A 17,299-nucleotide genomic window follows, 5' to 3' on the forward strand; every position below is an offset into this window, starting at 1 on the left:
GGCAAACCCACGGATCGGCGTACGCATCGCTCAACTACCCCCCAACGCCTCCCTGACGTACCGACGGGCGTGATGGATCCGGGACTTCAGCGTGCCGATCGGAATGCCCAACTGCCCGGCGATCTCCTGATAGTCGAGCTGACACAGGTCGCGCAGCACGAGGGCCGTCGCCAGGTCCGGCCGGTGCGCCTCCAGCCGGTCCAACGCGTCCAGCAGGTCGAGGCGCGATCCGGCGATGACGCTCGTGGTGCGGGGGTCGGCCACCTCGACGGGCAGCAGCGCGCTGGGCCGCTCGGCCGCCCGTCGCCGCAGTGACCGGTAGGTCTGGCGGGCGCAGTTGGCGACCACCGTGTGCAACCAGGTGGAGAAGAGCGACCGTCCCTCGAACCGTTGGATGTGCCGGGCCACCTGCAACAACGCGTCCTGCGCCGCCTCCTCCGCGTCCTGCCGACAGGGCAGGAACCGCCCGCACTGCTCCAGCACCCGTGGACCGATCGCGGCCAGCAGCGCGTCAAGTGCGGTGCTGTCGCCGGCCGCCGCCCGCCTCGCCAACTCCTCGGTGTCAGATTCCTTCGCCACCCGCGCTCCCCCGCTCGTGGGCGTCACCGGAGTCCCGGTCGCCGGATAATACGATCGTGTCCATCCCGCCGCAGGTCGGCCGGTACCGCATCGCGCGCCCCGTCGGCGCCGGCGCGTTCGCCACCGTGTGGCTGGCGTACGACGACGAGCTGCACTCGCCGGTGGCCGTGAAGGTGCTCGCCGACAACTGGTCCCAGCGGGCCGACATCCGGGGGCGCTTTCGCCAGGAGGCCCGGTTCATGCGGCAGGTCGACTCCGATCACCTGGTCCGGGTGTTGGACATCGGTGAGCTGCCCGACGGCCGGCCGTACCTGGTGATGACGTACGCCGCCGGCGGTACGCTCGCCGACCGGCTGGGCGGCGGGCCGATGCCGGTGCGCGCGGCGCTGCGGATCGCCGCCGACATCGCCAGGGCGGTGGCGGTGCTGCACGACAGCGGTGTGCTGCACCGCGACCTGAAGCCGTCCAATGTGCTGTTCGACCCCACCCCGGCGGGGGACCGGGTGTTGGTCGCCGACCTGGGGCTCGCCAAGACTCTCGCGCACGCGTCCGGGTTCACTGTGGTGGCCGGCACACCCGCCTACATGGCGCCCGAGCAGCTCGTCCCCGGCGGAGGGATCGACGTGCGCGCCGACGTCTATGCGATCGGCGCGCTGACGCAGCACATGTTGACCGGCTCGCCGCCCGGGCAGCCGGTGGCGGCGGCACCCCGCGTACCCGCCGCCGTCGAGCGCGCCGTCCGCCGGGCGCTGCATCGCGATCCGGACCGCCGCTGGCCCACAGCGGCCGCGTACGCCGCCGCTTTGGAGGGTCTGCTCGCCAGCCGGCAGCTGGCGGCCCGCCCGCGGCCGCGGCGCATCCGCCGGTTCCTCGCCGCCATCGGCACGGTGACCGCGACGCTGGTCATGGCCGGGTCCGCCACCGCCGCCACCGCGCCGCACGGTTGGACCCGGGTGGGTGACTCGACCGGCGCTGTCTCGGTGGCCGTTCCCGACGACTGGGCACGGCAACTGCGCGACGGCGGCTGGGATCCGACGGTGATCGGCCTCCCCGACGGGCGCGGCCCCGGTCTGCTCGTCGGGGCCGACCTCACCGAGTGGTCCGATGTCGACAGCGCGACACCGGGGGTCTTCGTGGGAGTGAGCCCCGGTCTGCGCGGAGCGGAGCAGCCGGCGCTGCCCGATCACGGCGGGTGCGCACCCGCCGCCGGCCGGGCGGTCACCGTCGCCGAGTTCAGTGGGACCGTCCGGCACTGGGCGCGATGCGGTGGCGCGCAGACGGCGTTCAGCGAGGTCACGCTTGTTGCGGCCGCCGGCACCTTCGGCGTGTACGTCCAGGTCAAGCAGACCGACGGCGTCGACCGGACCGACGAGATCCTCGGCACGCTGCGGGTGAACGGCTCGATGGTCGAACAACGCTAGTACCGTTCCCAGTTCCCGGCGTAGTCGACAGTGCGCCACCGACGTGTCTCGGTGCCGCCATCGAGCTTGCGGACGGTGGCCTGCACGGCGTTGTCCCGCACGACGCGATACGAGACGAACGTCATGACCCGGTCGCCACTCGGACTGGGAGTGTCCCCCAGAATGACCGGCCGCGCCCACCGCACCCGGCCGGTGTAGTCGAGCTGAACCGGCACGAGGGCCTGCCGCCGCGCGGCGCCGGAGTTGCCCAGTTCGACGAGGACGAGCGCGTCCTCGGTCGACGGCGAATTCGCCGGCTCCTCGGGGAGGAAGTCGGCGTACACCGGCCGGGCGCCACCCGGCAGGATTCGGCAGGGCACGTCGAGACCGTTGGACCCGTTGCGGAACACCACCGAGTCGTCGGACTCACCGCAGAACCTCAGACTGCGGATCACCGCATTCGGCCAGTCGGTCCGCCTGATCTCGCTCACCGCAGCGGCCGGCCGGGAGGTGCGGTTGGCCGGGGCGCCCGGGGTGGCGCTGCGGGTGGTCGGAGTACTCGGACCGGCGCTGCCGGTCGTCGGAGCGCTCGACGCCGACGGGTTCGGCGGGCTCGCGCTGGTGGACGGAGAGCCGGCAGGCGCGGCGTCGCCGCCGACCCGTTTCAGAGGTGACGTGCAACCGGCGACGAACGTAAGGGTGAGCATCGCACCGACGAGCAGGTTGCCGCGCATGGGTGGTCCTTCCTCCGCGGGGTCTGTCACAGGGTTTGATGCACCGGTACGGGCGGTGGTTCACGCGACCGGAGCGGCACCTCTGCCCACCATCGGCGCACCCGCCCTCCTCCTCAAGTCGTAAGCGCATTGCCGTCTCGCGCCAGATGGCTCGGGGCGATCACTCGAACAGGCTTGTCCCAAGGCATCGGGTGACGCCGTACGGATTTGCTCCGGACACCCGTTCGCCAGGAAAGGCACTGGCAGACGATGCGCTCTCTCTCCCTTCTCGCCCCCGGTACACCCCGACCCGCCCGGCCTGTCGTCCGGCTCGGCGCGGTGCTGGCGACCGCTGTCGTCATCGCCGTGGGCGCCGCCGGCTGCGGCGCGCCCCAGCACGACCCCGCACCGCACATCGACGCTCCGGCGGCACCCGCGAGCGGGACGGGTTCCGCCCTGACCGACTCCGACGTCAACGCCTGGCTCGACGGCCTGCTGCCAGCCGCGCTCGACCGCACCGGCATCGCGGGAGCCACCGTCGCCGTCGTGAACAACGGCAAGATCCTCACATCCCGGGGGTACGGGTACGCCGACACCGGCACCGGCGGCAACGGGGCCGTGCCTGTCGACCCGGACCGGCATCTGTTCCGGATGGGCTCGGTGTCGAAGCTCGTCACCGCCACCGCGGTGCTGCAACTCGTGCAGAGCGGGAAGCTCGACCTCGACGCCGACGTCAAGGCGTACCTCGACTTCGAACTGCCCCTCCGCTATGAGCGGGCCGTCACACTGCGGCACCTGCTCACGCACACCGCCGGCTTCGAGGAGCGCATCGCCGGCCTCATCGGCACCGACGGCGGCGATCTCAACCTGCGGAGGGCGCTGATGACCGACCCACCGGAGCAGATCTACCAGCCCGGCACGGTCCCCGCCTACTCGAACTACAGCAACGCGCTCGCCGGCTACATCGTCGAACGCGTCAGCGGGACGCGCTTCGAGGAGTACGTCCAACGCAACATCCTGGACCGCGCGGGCATGCCGTCGTCGACCTTCGAGCAGCCCCTCCCGGAGGCGCTGCGCGACCGGATGTCCAACGGGTACGACACCTCCGCCGGGCCCGCCGCGCCGTTCGAGATCGTCGGCACGCCCCCGCCCGGTGCGTTGAGCGCCCCGGCGACCGACATGGGGCGATTCATGCTCGCCCAGCTCGGCGAACCGGTGGGCTTCGCGCCCTTGCTGGACCAACCGACCCGCGAGCTGATGCAGCGGCCGGTACTCGACGCGACGTCGCTGGGCACGCTGGCCGACGGGCCCCGGATGACCCTCGGTTTCTTCACCGAGGACCGCAACGGTCATCGGATCCTCGGCCACGGCGGCGACACCAAGTACTTCCACTCGCACCTGCAGATCTACCCCGACGACCGGGCCGGCATCTTCCTGTCCCTCAACAGCAACGGCACCGGCCCCCTGGACAGTCACGAGCTTCGCGAGTCGATCGTGAACGGCTTCGCCGACCGCTACTTCCCCGCCCCCAGTGACCAGCCGACCGTCGGTGTGGACCCGGCGACCACCGCCAGGCACGCCGCGCTCGCCGCCGGCACGTACGAGTCCTCGCGAGCGATCCGGAGCAACTTCCTGACCGTGATCGGCCTGGTCGGTCGGACGACTGTCAGCGTCACCGATGGAAACCGGTTGCTGGTGGAGCCGGGCCCGCTGTCGGACTCCCCCGCCCGCTACGAGGAGGTGGCGCCCTGGGTCTGGCGCGAGGTCGGCGGGCAGCGCACGATCGCCATGCGGGCCACCGAGGACCGGGTCGAGGCGATCAGCTTCGACTCCGCGTTCGCGTTGCTGCCCGTCGAGCCGGCCCGCGCCTCCACAGTGGCCGTACCGGTGCTGGCACTGTCCACAGTCGTGCTGCTGCTCACCGTCCTGTCCTGGCCGGTCGGCGCGATCGTCCGCCGTCGGCTCGGCCGCGCCCCCCGGGAGCGGGCGGGGCGCACCGCGCGGATCCTGAGCCGCCTCGCCGTCGCCGGCACGCTGCTCGCGTTCGCCGGTTGGGTGCTGAGCATCGGCAGCATCATGAGCCTCCAGGACGTTCCCGGGCCCGTCCTGCGCACCATTCAGGTGCTGCAACTGGTCGGTCTGCTCGGAGTACTGCCCGCCGCGGTCCGACTCGTCGACGACGTGCGACGCCACATCGGCTGGCGGCGGATCACCGGCAGTGCTCTGATCCTGTTCGCCCTCGCCGGCGCGGGCTGGTTCGCCGTGGAGTTCCACCTGCTCGCGCCTAGCATCTCCTACTGACCCGCCCGACCCGGGACGATCCGGAGCAAGGATGCGCACCGCATGAGGGACCACGCCGACACCGAACCCGGCACACCGCGGCTGACGAAGTGGCTCGACGGACGGCTCACCCGGATCGGGGTGACCGGAGTGTTCCCCCGGGACTGCCTGCTTGCCGCGGCGCTGACCGTCCTGACGTTCGTCCTGTTCACCGTGCTCTTCCGGTTCGTGGCACCGGAGGACGGGGTGTCTTTCGACCCGACGCGGGCCTGGCTGCTCGTCGCCATCTGCTGCGCACAGGCGATGCTGCTGTGCCTGCGTCGGGTCCGGCCGCTGCTCTGCCTCGCGCTCATCGTCGGCCTCCAACTGCCCATCATCGGCTTCTCCCTGCCCGAGGCGACAATCCGGGGTCTCGCACCGTTCGTCGTGGCGTACACCGTCGGGTCGTTGCTGCCCGTCCGCCGTGCGCTGCTGGCCGTCAGCGCTGTCGTGCTGGTGGAGTCGATCGGGGCGGCCGTCGTGGTGATCCCGGATCTGCTGACTGCCGTCGCGTACGTCTCGGCGAGCGCCCTGACCTACGCCAGCGCGACGTTCGTCGGCGGCTACGTGGCCACCTACCGGCGCTACGTGGAGTTGGTCCGGGTGCGGGCGGACGAGGCGATCCGGGAACAGCACACGAAGGTCCAGGCGGCGATCGGCGCGGAGCGTTCTCGAATGGCCCGGGAGTTGCACGACGTGGCGGCGCACCACCTCTCCGGCATGGTCGTGCAGGCGGCGGCGGTCGAGCGACTGATCGACCGGGACCCGACGGCCGCGAAGGCCGGTGTGGCCTGGATCCGTAGCCAGGGCAAGGAGACCCTGGACAACCTGCGGCTGGTGGTCGGCGTGCTGCGCGGCAGGCCGGGGTACGAGGGCGGTGACGGCGCCGCCCCGGTGCCGGGGCTGGGCATGCTCGACGACCTCGTCCGCACGGCGGGCAGCCTCGCCGGCCCGGTGGAGTTCGTCCAGGAGGGCGAGCAGCGCGAGGTGCCGCCGATCGCCGACGTCGCGCTCTACCGGATCGCGCAGGAGTCGCTCAGCAACGCCCGCCAGCACGCCCCCGGCGCTGCGGCGCGGGTGGTGCTCCGCTTCGAGCCCCGCTCGGTGTCACTGGAGGTGGTGAACGAACCCGCCGCGCCGCGACGCGTACCGGCGGCACGGACCGGTGGCGTCGGACTGGTGGGCATGCGTGAACGCGCCCAGCTGATCGGGGCGACGTTCACCGCCGGCCCGACGGCGACCGGCGGCTGGTCGGTCGCCGCGACCCTCCCGACGAACGGTCCCGCCAGATCCCGGTCGAAGGAAGAGGCCCCCGCATGATCAGAGTGATGCTCGTCGACGACCAGGCCGTCGTCCGCGCCGGCTTCCGCGTCATCCTGGAGCAGTCCGGCGAGATCGAGGTCGTGGCGGAGGCGTCGAACGGGTCCGCCGCCGTCGAGCTGGCCCGCCGGCTGCAACCGGACGTCATCTGCATGGACGTCCGGATGCCGCACGGCGACGGGATCACCGCGACCCGGCAGATCGTCGCCGAGGCGACAGGTACGCCACCGGCGGTGCTGGTCGTGACGACCTTCGACCTCGACGAGTACGTCTTCGGCGCATTGGAGTCCGGTGCCAGCGGGTTCATCCTCAAGGACTGTGAGCCCGAGGAGCTGATCGAGGCGATCCGTCGCCTCGCCAGTGGGTACGGGCTCGTCGACCAGGCCGTCACCCGCCGGGTGATCTCGGAATTCGCCAGGCGTACGCCCGCTCCCCGCTCGGACGCGGCGGCGGCGCACCAGCTGACCGCGCGGGAAACCGAGATCGTGGAGTTGCTCGCGCAAGGCCTGTCCAACGTCGAGATCGCTGAGCGGCTCTTCATCGAGACCAGCACCGTCAAGTCGCACCTCGGTCGCGCCATGGCGAAGATCGGCGCGCGGGATCGGCTGCAGACCGTCGTGTGGGCGTACCAGAACGGGGTGGTCCACCGGTGACAGCGACAGTGATCCCGTGCCCGGCGGCGGTGGGTCCACCGCCGGTCGAGAGTGGACATTGCCGGAGTACGATCCCGGGCGTACCGCTGTGGTGACCCCCAGCTGACGACCCCTCGATAGGAGCCAGGCATGGCCGGCCCGGACCCCGAACTCGCCGCGAAGCTTCAGCCCGACGTGCCGCACGCGGCACGGATCTGGAACTACTGGATGGGCGGCAAGGACAACTTCCAGTCCGACCGGGCGGCCGGCGACGCTGTCGCCGAGGTCTACCCGGAGATCGTCCTCATGGCGCAGCAGTCGCGCGTGTTCCTGGTGCGAGCCGTGCGTCACCTCGCGGCCGAGGCGGGCATCCGGCAGTTCCTGGACATCGGCACCGGCCTGCCCAGCATGCAGAACACGCACGCGGTCGCCCAGGGCATCGCACCCGACTCGCGGATCGTCTACGTGGACAACGACCCGATGGTGCTGGTGCACGCACGGGCGCTGCTGGCCAGCACGACGTCGGAGGGTGTCACCACCTACGTACCGGCCGACTACCACGACCCGGAGAAGATCCTCGCCGAGGCGGCGCAGACGCTCGACTTCGACCAGCCCATCGCCGTGATGTACATGGGCGTGATGGGCTACGAGCCCGACCTGGACGTGGTGCGCTCGATCGTCGGGCGCACCATGGACGCGGTGCCGTCCGGCTCACACCTGGTGCTCTGGGACGGCACCAACACCAGCCCGGCGGTGGTCTCCGGCGCCGAGCGGCTGGCGCAGAGCGGCGGGGCCCCGTACATCCTGCGCAGCCCGGAGGAGTTGGAGAGCTGCTTCGACGGGTTGACGATGGTGGAGCCGGGCCTGGTGCCGATCCCGCTGTGGCGACCGGAGGATCCCGACGCCGTCGGGATCGACGCCTACGGCGCGGTGGCCCGCAAGCCCTGATCGAGACGACGTCCGCCCCGCTCCCGCCATCGCGCCGGAGCGGGGCGGACGTCGTTCACCGCGCGCAGGTCAGGGTCAGGCCGTCGGGCACCGCGCTGGTCGTCACGAGCAGACCGAACGTGGTAGCCCCGTCCAGCGCCAGCGTCCCGTTGTAGGAGGCGTTGCGAACTGTGACATCGGCCCCTGCGGTCTCGGCCACCCCACCCCAGGCCGTCTGGACCTGCTCGTCACCGGACCACCGCCAGGAGACGCGCCACTGGTCCAGCGGCAGCGTCCCGGTGTTGCGGACCGTGACCGTCGCGACGAAGCCGCTGCCCCAGCGGGCGTCGACAGTGGCCGTTGCGCGGCACGAGGTCAGTGAGGCGGTCCGGGCCGAGGCGATCACGTACGGGTCGCGTCGACCGTCGACGTCGGTGAACCGGTACCAGTACTCCGTGTCGGGAGCCAGCCGGTCGATGGTGACCGAGCCGTTGCGCTCCGGCCCGGAGACAACCTCGGCGACAGCCGCCCGCCACTGTTGGGCGTCCTCCCGGCTGCTGAAGAGGCTGACTGTCATCGGCGGGTCGTAGCCGCAGGGCGGGCGGAAGAAGATGACGTACGAGATGGTCAGGCTCGTGGTGGTGGCACCGGTGACGCTGGCGCTGATCGGCAGGGCCGGTGGGCAGGCGATCGTGGGCGAGGGCAGTGGTGTGGCCGGCGGCGGGGGCGTCGACTCTGTGGTGCCGCTCGCCCCGCCCCAGACGGCGAGCGTCACTGTCGTAACGGCGAGGAACATGCGAAGCATCGGTACCTCCGGTGGGGACCGGGCACCGATCACCGAGGTGGTGGATGGTGCCGCGCTCGGGTTTCCGGTCACCGACGAGGACTGCCCGGCACGGGTGACGTGACCACCGCGTGCGCCCCGTGGACCGGAGAAGGTGTGGTGCGCGCTGGCTCCCGAGCACGACCGACCACAGCATCGCAGTCGACGAACATCGATGCAAGCACGCACCATCACGTCGGTCTACGGCATCAGGCGGCCTGTCACAGGGGGAACGAACCGACCCGCACCCGGTCGCTCTCGTCGTCGGAGAGGAAGGACGCCAGGGCCTGCCCCTGCTCGGTCACGGCGGCCCGGTCAGCTCGGGAGAAGCCGTGTAGTGGGTCGACTGTCACAGTGCCCGACTCGACGCGCCAGGTCGCCGCGACCCGTCCGTCGACGAGCACCACCCGCTCGCCGGCCACCGAGAGGTTACGGTGGGCGTCGTCGATGATCCGGCTGCGGTCGTCGTAGCCGAGGATCGCGTTGTCGAACGCCGGCAGGAAGCGCACCGGGGCGGGCGTCTCCGGGTCGGGGCGCGGCGCGTCGGGGAGGTCGATCAGCGTCCGACCACGCTCGTCACGGAAGGTCACCAACTCGTCTCGCATTGCGGTCACTGCAGCCGGGAGGCCGGCGAGGCCGCACCAGGCCCGCAGGTCGGCAGTGGCCGCCGGGCCGAACGCGGCCAGATAGCGACGGACGAGCAGCTGGCCGACCGGATCGGCTCCGGCCCCGGCCGGCGGGGCGATCTCCCGGTCGAGCCACGCGGAGAGCAGGACGTAGCGCGCGCCTCCCTTCGCCCGCCACATCCCGCGTGGCGGCACCTGTGTCATCGGGAGCAGCGCGACAGCGATCTCGCCCAGCACCCGCGGCCCCGGTGTCGGCCAACGCTCGCCGAGCGCCCGCCCGATTTCGGGCATCGAGCGGGGCTCACCGTCGGTCACCACCGCCCGCGCGGCAGCGGCGAGTTCGTCGAGGTCCACCCCGTCGAGCTCGCCGCGGTAGACCCCGAGCACGCGTTGGCGCAGCATGGCGTCGTGACGGGTGCGCCAGGCCACGACGTCGTCGGCGACGAGCAGGTGGACGGTGCGGCGCATGAGGTGGGTACGCACCACGTGTCGCTGGGTCAGCAGGGTGGAGAGCACTGTCGGGTCGAACGCGCGCAGCCGCGACCACAGCCCGATGAACGGCTCCTGCGGCTCCTGGGCCTGTAGGCCACCGAGGTGGGCGACGGCGTCGAGCGCCGGCAGGTCGGCGCGGTCGAGCAGCAGTTGCCGGGCGAGCGTCGCGCGGTTGAGCGCCCGGGTGTCGAGGATGGTCATCAGGTCCCTTTCGGCCGGCGCGATTATCCGACCCGGGGCCGACAGTCTGGGCGCTCGACCCGCCGCCGTCGAGGTTCACGGCGGCGCCCGCGGCGAGCTGCTCGATCGAGGTGATGGTGATCGGGGTGCCCGTCGCGGGTACCGTGGCGGTCGCGGCGTGGGCGACGCCGCCCGGCGTGACGAGCGCGGTGAGTCCCGCGGCGAGCAGCAGCGCCAGACGTGGGCGTACGAGGTGCGGTGCCCTCGTTGCCGCTCCTCGACTGGCGCGTTCCTGGCCTGGGCCGGGGTGGTCGAGCCGGCCGGGCCGGCGATGATCTTCCTGGTCAGCCGATCGCCCGGGGGTGAACACGGGAGGCTGCGGACGTGAACCGCCCGCACCGTCTTGATCAACTGCCGGAGCGGACAGATCGGGTCCCGCGTCCCCGGGGGTGCCAAAAAGTTTTGTGCACTTCCTACAACTGAGGGACGGTGGGTTCGGTGGTTGCGCCATAGCGCTGGCCGCCGCCAGCCGGAAAGGTGATCACTGCTGGGAGCCGTCGTCTCTCGGCACGCAGGTCGAGGTCTAGCTAAGGGGTTCTTCGGGTGTTCAACCGTGTCGCCATCGTCAACCGTGGTGAAGCCGCCATGCGGCTCATCCACGCGGTCCGCGAGCTGGCCGCGGAGACCGGCATCCAGCTCGAAACCGTGGCTCTCTACACCGATGTCGACCGCAACGCCACGTTCGTCCGCGAAGCGGACATCGCCTACGATCTCGGCCCGGCGTCCGCTCGCCCGTACCTCAACCTGGCGGTGCTGGAGCGCGCCCTGACCGAGACCGGAGCCGACGCCGCGTGGGTCGGCTGGGGTTTCGTCGCCGAGGATCCGGCGTTCGCCGAGCTGTGCGAGAAGATCGGCGTCACCTTCGTCGGGCCGAGCGCGGACGCCATGCGCCAACTCGGCGACAAGATCGGCTCGAAGCTGATCGCCGAGAAGGTCGGCGTGCCGGTCGCGCCGTGGAGCCGCGGCGCCGTCGAGACCCTGGACGCCGCACGTGCCTCGGCGGCCGAGGTCGGCTACCCGCTGATGCTCAAGGCGACAGCGGGCGGCGGCGGGCGCGGCATCCGCGTGATCAGGAACGAGGCCGAGCTGGTCGACGCGTACGAGCGCACCAGCCAGGAGGCGGCACGGGCGTTCGGCAGCGGCATCGTGTTCCTGGAGCGCCTGGTCACCGGGGCTCGGCACGTCGAGGTCCAGGTGATCGCCGACGGGCAGGGCACCGCGTGGGCGCTCGGCGTCCGCGACTGCTCGGTGCAACGACGCAACCAGAAGGTCATCGAGGAGTCGGCGTCACCGGTGCTCGACCCGGCACAGGCCGCCGAGCTGAAGACGTCTGCCGAACGGCTGGCAGTGGCTGTCGGATACCGAGGCGCGGCGACCGTCGAGTTCCTCTACCACCCCGGGGACCGGTTGTTCGCGTTCCTCGAGGTCAACACCCGCCTCCAGGTCGAGCACCCGATCACCGAGCTGACCACCGGGTTCGACCTGGTCAAGGCCCAGCTGCACGTCGCCTCCGGCGGGCGACTCGAAGGTGCGCCCCCGGCCGAGCGCGGGCACGCCATCGAGGCGCGGCTCAACGCCGAGGACCCCGACCGCGACTTCGCCCCGTCCCCCGGGCGCATCGCCCGGCTGGACCTGCCCAGCGGCCCCGGCATCCGGGTGGACACCGGCGTCAGCGAGGGTGACACCATCCCGGCCGACTTCGACTCGATGATCGCGAAGATCATCGCGTACGGCCGGGACCGCGACGAGGCGCTCGGCAAGCTGCGCCGGGCCATGGCGAACACCACCGTGATCATCGAAGGTGGGGCGACGAACAAGAGCTTCGTGCTCGACCTGCTCGACCAGCCCGAGGTGATCGACGCCAGCGCGGACACCGGCTGGATCGACCGCGTCCGCGGCGAGGGCCGCCTCGTCACCCACCGCCACTCCGCTGTCGCCCTGGCCGCCGCCGCCATCGAGGCGTACGAGGAGGAGGAGCGCGTCGAACGGCAGCGGCTGCTGTCGACGGCGGCCGGCGGACGCCCACAGGTGCAGCACGCCAGCGGCCGACCGTTGGACCTCAAGCTACGCGGCGTCGGCTACCGCACCCGGGTGGCGCGGGTCGGCGCGCACCGGTTCCGGGTCGGCATCGAAGCCGGACCGGTGGTGCGCACCGCCGACGTCGAGCTCGACCGCTTCGACCGGCACACCGGTCAGATCGTCGTCAACGGCATCCGCTACCGCCTGCTCACCGGCACGTACGGGCCGACCCACCTGGTCGAGGTGGACGGTGTGACCCACCGCGTCAGCCGGGACGAGGGTGGCGTCCTGCGCTCCCCGATGCCCGCGCTGGTCGTCGCCACGCCGCTGGAGGTCGGCGCGGAGGTCGAGGCGGGCGCGCCGGTGCTGGTGCTGGAAGCGATGAAGATGGAGACGGTGCTGCGGGCGCCGTTCAAGGCGCGACTCAAGGAGTGCGCCGTGTCGGTGGGCAGCCAGGTGGAGGCGGGTGCGCCGCTGCTGCGCCTGGAGCCGCTCGCGGACGACGCGGAGGAGGCCGCCGACGACCCGAGCACCGAGACCGTCGAACTGGACCTGCCCACCGCCGACGCGGACATCCCGGCGTACCAGCGCAGCAGGCGCGGCCAGGAGGACCTGCGGGGTCTGCTGCTCGGCTTCGACGTCGACCCGCACGACGACCGTCGGGTGCTCGACGACTACCTCAGCGCGCGGCGGGCGGCCACCGACGCCGGTCAGCGGCCCCTGGCCGCCGAACTCGACCTCATCGAGGTGTTCGCCGATCTCGCCGAACTGAGCCGCAACCGGCCAACGGGCGAGGACGGCGGCGCCGCGCACGTGCACAGCGCCCGGGAGTACTTCCACACCTACCTGCAGAGCCTCGACGTCGAGCGGGCCGGGCTGCCGGACGCCTTCCAGACCAGGCTCGGCAAGGCGCTCGGCCGGTACGGCGTCACCGACCTGGACCGCACCCCGGCCCTCGAAGCCGCCGTCTTCCGGATCTTCCTCGCCCAGCAGCGCGCCTCCGCGGACGCGCAGGTCATCGCGGCGCTGCTGCGCGCGTGGCTGCGGGAGACCCCGCCGGACGAGACGCTGCGCGAGCCGGCCGGCCTCGCGTTGGAGCGGCTGATCGCCGCGACGCAGGTCCGCTTCCCGGTGGTAGCGGACCTCGCCCGCGGCGTGGTGTTCGCCTGGTTCGCCCAGCCGCTGCTGCGCCGCAACCGCGCCCGCGTCTACGCCGAGGTCCGTGGGCACCTGCGGCACCTCGACGCGCACCCGGACGCCCCGGACCGCGCCGAGCGCATCGCCGAGATGGTGCGCAGCACCGAGCCGCTGGTCCGGCTGCTCGGCCAGCGACTCGTCCGCGACCACCTCGACAACGCGGTCATGTTGGAGGTGCTGACCCGGCGGTACTACGGCAACCGGTCGCTCACCAGCGTGCGCACCCGCGAGGTCGCGGGCTGCACGTTCGTGGTCGCCGAGCGCGCCGACTCGAGCGTGGTCTCCGCCGCGGTCAGCTTCGACGCGCTGGGCAGCGCCCTGCGCGGGCTGGCCGAGCTGGCCACCGGCGAGGACGCCGTGGACGCCGACATCTACCTCGGCTGGGAGAACCAGCCGGAGGACTTCGACGCGATGGCGGCCGCGCTGGCCGAGGTCATCGCCGCGCACCCGCTGCCGCCCCAGGTCCGTCGGGTCACCACCACCGTCGCGGGTCGCGGCGGGGCGGTCATGCACCACCACTTCACCTTCCGCCCGTCGGGCGCCCAGTTGACCGAGGACCGGCTGATCCGTGGGCTGCACCCGTACATCGCGCAGCGGATGCAGTTGGAACGGCTGCACAAGTTCGACCTGACCCGGCTGCCGTCGTCGGACGAGGAGGTCTACCTCTTCCAGTGCGTGGCCCGGGAGAACCGGGCCGACGAGCGCCTCGTCGCGTTCGCGCAGGTGCGTGACCTGACCGAGCTTCGCGAGCAGGACGGCCGCCTGGTCGCCCTGCCGACGACAGAGGACGCCATCGCCGCCTGCCTCGACTCGATCCGCCGCGCCCAGTCGCGGCGGCCGTCGAAGACGCGCTTCAACACCAACCGCATCGTGGTCTACGTGTGGCCGCCGAGCGAGCTGACCCGCGAGGAGATGGAGATGATCGCCGGGCGGGTCCGCCCGACGACCGCGGGCGCCGGCCTGGAGGAGATCCTGTTCATCGCGCGCCAGCGCGACCGCCGGACCGGCGAGCTGACCAAGATTGCCGTACGGATCTCGTTCGACGCCGCGGGCGGCGCCGAACTGGCCGTCGGGGAGCCGCCGGTCGAGCCGATCGAGCCGCTCGACGAGTACCGGCTCAAGGTGCTGCGGGCCAGCAGCCGCAACACCGTGTACCCGTACGAGCTGACCGGTCGGCTCGGCGACTTCGTCGAGCACGACCTCGACGACGACCACGTGTTGGTGCCGGTGGACCGGCCGAAGGGGCGCAACAGCGCCGCCATCGTCGCCGGGGTGGTCACGACGCCGACCGAGCGCTACCCCCAGGGTGTCACCCGGGTGGTGCTGCTCGGCGACCCGACGAAGTCGCTGGGCGCCCTGTCGGAGCCGGAGTGCCGGCGCGTGATCGCCGCACTGGACCTGGCCGAGCGGATGCAGGTGCCGCTGGAGTGGTGGGCGCTGTCCGCCGGGGCCCGGATCTCGATGACCTCCGGTACGGAGAACATGGACTGGGTGGCGGCGGCGCTCAAGCGGATCGTCGAGTTCACCCAGGCCGGCGGTGAGATCAACATCGTGGTCGCGGGCATCAACGTCGGCGCGCAGCCGTACTGGAACGCCGAGGCGACGATGCTCATGCACACCAAGGGCATCCTGGTGATGACGCCCGACTCGGCGATGGTGCTCACCGGCAAGCAGTCGCTCGACTTCTCCGGTGGCGTGTCGGCTGAGGACAACTTCGGCATCGGCGGCTACGACCGGGTGATGGGGCCGAACGGGCAGGCGCAGTACTGGGCGCCGAACCTGACGGCCGCACGGGACGTCGTGATGGCGCACTACGACCACACGTACGTCGCTCCCGGCGAGGACGCGCCCCGGCGGGCGGTCACCACCGACCCGGCCGACCGCGACATCTCCAGCTTCCCGCACGACGTGGCGGGCAGCGCCTTCGCCACCGTCGGGGAGATCTTCTCCGTCGAGTCAAACCCGGACCGCAAGAAGCCGTTCGACATCCGTACGGTGATGCGGGCCCTCTCCGACCAGGACCACCCGGTGCTGGAGCGCTGGGCCGGCATGGCGGACGCGGACACCGCCGTCGTGCAGGACGTCCACCTCGGTGGCATCCCGGTCTGCCTGCTCGGTATCGAGTCCCGGTCGGTGCCCCGGCACGGCTTCCCACCCACCGACGGCCCGGACACCTACACGGCGGGCACGCTGTTCCCCCGCTCGTCGAAGAAGGCCGCGCGGGCGATCAACGCGGCCAGCGGCAACCGGCCGCTCGTCGTGCTGGCGAACCTGTCCGGCTTCGACGGCTCACCGGAGTCGATGCGCAAGCTGCAACTGGAGTACGGCGCCGAGATCGGCCGGGCGATCGTGAACTTCCAGGGGCCCATCGTCTTCTGCGTGATCTCGCGCTACCACGGCGGCGCGTTCGTGGTGTTCTCGAAGGCGCTGAACCCGAACATGACGGTGCTGGCGCTGGAGGGCTCGTTCGCCTCGGTGCTCGGTGGCGCACCCGCCGCCGCTGTGGTGTTCTCCGCCGATGTCAACGCTCGTACGGCTGCCGACCCGCGGGTGCGGGACCTGGAGGCCCGCACCGCGGCCTCGGCTGGCACCGAACGCGCCGCGCTGACCGCGGAGCTCGACGAGCTGCGCTCGTCGGTGCGCGCGGAGAAACTCAGCGAGGTGGCAGCGGAGTTCGACCGGGTGCACAACATCCACCGCGCCGTCGAGGTCGGCTCGGTGGACGCCGTCATCCGCGCCGCGGAGCTGCGTCCGCGCATCATCGAGACCATCGAGGCCCGCCTGGGGTAGAGCGGCCGCAATGCCCGCACCAGGACAGCACCACCGGTCGTCGACCGGTGGTGCTGTCCGGATGGGGTCTAGCTGAGCGCTGCGTTCAGCGCGACGGCGACGGCGAGCCAGACGATGACAGTGCCGATACCGACGCCGACCATGGCGAGCGCCTTGACGGCGGGTGCCATCCGGGTGTGGGCGATCGTCAGGTTCCCCCAGACGCCCAATGCCCCGACCAGCGCGCCCAGGATGCCGCCGACGGTGAACAGCAGGATCGGCAGCAGAACCAGGATGCGCAGGAGGATCGGCATGGGTGGCCCGGTGCGGTGCTGCACACCGTTGACCTCCACAGTCGGGTGAGGGTCGGCGAGAACTGTGCGAACCGTGGCCTGGACGACACCACCGTCCACTGTCGGCAACGCGTAATGTCTGCCCGTCCTGGGGGCCGGCACTCCGCCGACGGTGACGGCGGGGTGGCCAAAGAACGCCTTTGTGGCGATGACGATCGGGCCAGCTACGCCGGCGATGTTGAGAGGTTCGGTGTTCACCGGCGTGATCCTAGGAAGCCAGGTGCGCCCCGTCCATCCTGTCGACCGAGCGGGGGTTGCCCCCGCAGCCCTCGGGTCGCCTCAGCCGGTTCGTCGCCCGTGGCTCGGGTCGGTGTCGGCCTGCCAGGCGGCGACGAGATCCTCGCGCGCCCGGGCGACCCGGGAACGGATCGTGCCGACCGGGCACTGGCAGACGTCCGCCGCCTCGGCGTAGGACAGGCCGAGCACCTGGGTGGCGACGAACGCCTCACGGCGCTCCGGGGTCAGCCCGGCGATCAACTGGTGCAGGGTCACGCCCTCGTCGGCACCGGGGATGACCGCACCGGCGGTCTCGGCCGCCGCCTGCCAGTCCGGCACGGACGCCAGCCTCGGCCGCGCCACCGCCGTCCGGACGTGATCCACGGCAACGCGCCGGGCGATGGTGAACACCCAGGTGCGGGCCGACGAGCGGCCGGCGAAGCCGGGCAGGTTGCGAATTGCCCGTAGGAACGTCTCCTGGGTCAGGTCGTCGGCCTCTCCCGGCCCGGCCAGGTGCGACAGGAACCGCCAGACCTGGTCCTGTAGCGCCCGGATGAACGCCGTGGCGGCCTGCCGGTCACCCTGGCCCGCTTCCCGCGCCCACCGGGTCACCTGCTCGTCGTCAGCGACGCCGTTCCGCACAGACCACCGTCCTGTGTGCCACGGGCGCTCCT

The 17,299-nt window shown here is 71.8% G+C and carries 13 protein-coding genes; 7 read left to right on the plus strand and 6 right to left on the minus strand.

Features of this window, described 5'->3' with window-relative positions; translation table 11 throughout:
- Positions 1 to 30 precede the first annotated feature (30 nt).
- A complete protein-coding gene (locus AB0K35_RS01940; protein ID WP_363883035.1) occupies positions 31 to 579 on the minus strand; it encodes an RNA polymerase sigma factor in 549 nt (182 codons plus the stop codon).
- A gap of 56 nt (positions 580 to 635) precedes the next feature.
- On the opposite strand from AB0K35_RS01940, the gene AB0K35_RS01945 reads away from it, so the two are divergent.
- Positions 636 to 2,000 carry a serine/threonine-protein kinase gene (locus tag AB0K35_RS01945; RefSeq protein ID WP_363883038.1) on the plus strand — a complete coding sequence of 455 codons (1,365 nt, stop codon included), beginning with the start codon at positions 636 to 638 and terminating at the stop codon, positions 1,998 to 2,000.
- On the opposite strand, the gene AB0K35_RS01950 is transcribed toward AB0K35_RS01945, so the two are convergent.
- Complete coding sequence (locus tag AB0K35_RS01950; protein ID WP_363883041.1) at positions 1,997 to 2,713, minus strand: hypothetical protein; 717 nt, start codon at positions 2,711 to 2,713, stop codon at positions 1,997 to 1,999. The genes AB0K35_RS01945 and AB0K35_RS01950 overlap by 4 nt on opposite strands.
- Positions 2,714 to 2,962: 249 nt before the next feature.
- Here AB0K35_RS01950 and AB0K35_RS01955 point away from each other — a divergent pair, with 249 nt between their 5' ends.
- From AB0K35_RS01955 to AB0K35_RS01970, 4 genes are all read left to right on the plus strand, one after another.
- Positions 2,963 to 4,993, plus strand: a complete 2,031-nt coding sequence (locus AB0K35_RS01955; RefSeq protein WP_363883044.1) for a serine hydrolase domain-containing protein — start codon at positions 2,963 to 2,965, stop codon at positions 4,991 to 4,993.
- A 42-nt stretch (positions 4,994 to 5,035) separates the two neighbouring features.
- Positions 5,036 to 6,331: a histidine kinase gene (locus AB0K35_RS01960; RefSeq protein ID WP_363883047.1), complete on the plus strand. Its 1,296-nt coding sequence runs from the start codon at positions 5,036 to 5,038 to the stop codon at positions 6,329 to 6,331.
- Entirely contained in the window at positions 6,328 to 6,984 is a 657-nt protein-coding gene (locus AB0K35_RS01965) for a response regulator transcription factor (RefSeq protein ID WP_238667702.1), read from the plus strand. The genes AB0K35_RS01960 and AB0K35_RS01965 overlap by 4 nt, the downstream gene beginning before the upstream one ends.
- Before the next feature lie 129 nt (positions 6,985 to 7,113).
- Complete coding sequence (locus tag AB0K35_RS01970) at positions 7,114 to 7,911, plus strand: SAM-dependent methyltransferase (RefSeq protein WP_238667703.1); 798 nt, start codon at positions 7,114 to 7,116, stop codon at positions 7,909 to 7,911.
- A gap of 55 nt (positions 7,912 to 7,966) precedes the next feature.
- On the opposite strand, the gene AB0K35_RS01975 is transcribed toward AB0K35_RS01970, so the two are convergent.
- On the minus strand, positions 7,967 to 8,695 hold the full coding sequence (locus AB0K35_RS01975; RefSeq protein ID WP_363883050.1) for a cellulose binding domain-containing protein: 729 nt from the start codon (positions 8,693 to 8,695) through the stop codon (positions 7,967 to 7,969).
- 239 nt (positions 8,696 to 8,934) lie between these two features.
- On the minus strand, positions 8,935 to 10,032 hold the full coding sequence (locus tag AB0K35_RS01980; RefSeq protein WP_363883053.1) for a winged helix DNA-binding domain-containing protein: 1,098 nt from the start codon (positions 10,030 to 10,032) through the stop codon (positions 8,935 to 8,937).
- Between the two features lie 157 nt (positions 10,033 to 10,189).
- On the opposite strand from AB0K35_RS01980, the gene AB0K35_RS01985 reads away from it, so the two are divergent.
- Both AB0K35_RS01985 and AB0K35_RS01990 read left to right on the plus strand, forming a co-directional pair.
- Positions 10,190 to 10,399, plus strand: coding sequence for a hypothetical protein (locus tag AB0K35_RS01985; RefSeq protein ID WP_363883056.1), 210 nt, complete (start codon positions 10,190 to 10,192; stop codon positions 10,397 to 10,399).
- 215 nt (positions 10,400 to 10,614) lie between these two features.
- Complete coding sequence (locus AB0K35_RS01990) at positions 10,615 to 16,077, plus strand: carboxyl transferase domain-containing protein (RefSeq protein ID WP_238667707.1); 5,463 nt, start codon at positions 10,615 to 10,617, stop codon at positions 16,075 to 16,077.
- Between the two features lie 68 nt (positions 16,078 to 16,145).
- Here AB0K35_RS01990 and AB0K35_RS01995 read toward each other — a convergent pair whose 3' ends face one another.
- Both AB0K35_RS01995 and AB0K35_RS02000 read right to left on the minus strand, forming a co-directional pair.
- Positions 16,146 to 16,607 carry a hypothetical protein gene (locus AB0K35_RS01995; protein WP_238667708.1) on the minus strand — a complete coding sequence of 154 codons (462 nt, stop codon included), beginning with the start codon at positions 16,605 to 16,607 and terminating at the stop codon, positions 16,146 to 16,148.
- An 81-nt stretch (positions 16,608 to 16,688) separates the two neighbouring features.
- Positions 16,689 to 17,267, minus strand: coding sequence for a sigma-70 family RNA polymerase sigma factor (locus AB0K35_RS02000; protein WP_357360091.1), 579 nt, complete (start codon positions 17,265 to 17,267; stop codon positions 16,689 to 16,691).
- Positions 17,268 to 17,299: the final 32 nt, after the last annotated feature.

It is taken from the genome of Micromonospora sp. NPDC053740, assembly GCF_040677775.1.
In the GTDB taxonomy this organism is placed as follows: Bacteria; Actinomycetota; Actinomycetes; order Mycobacteriales; family Micromonosporaceae; genus Micromonospora; species Micromonospora alfalfae.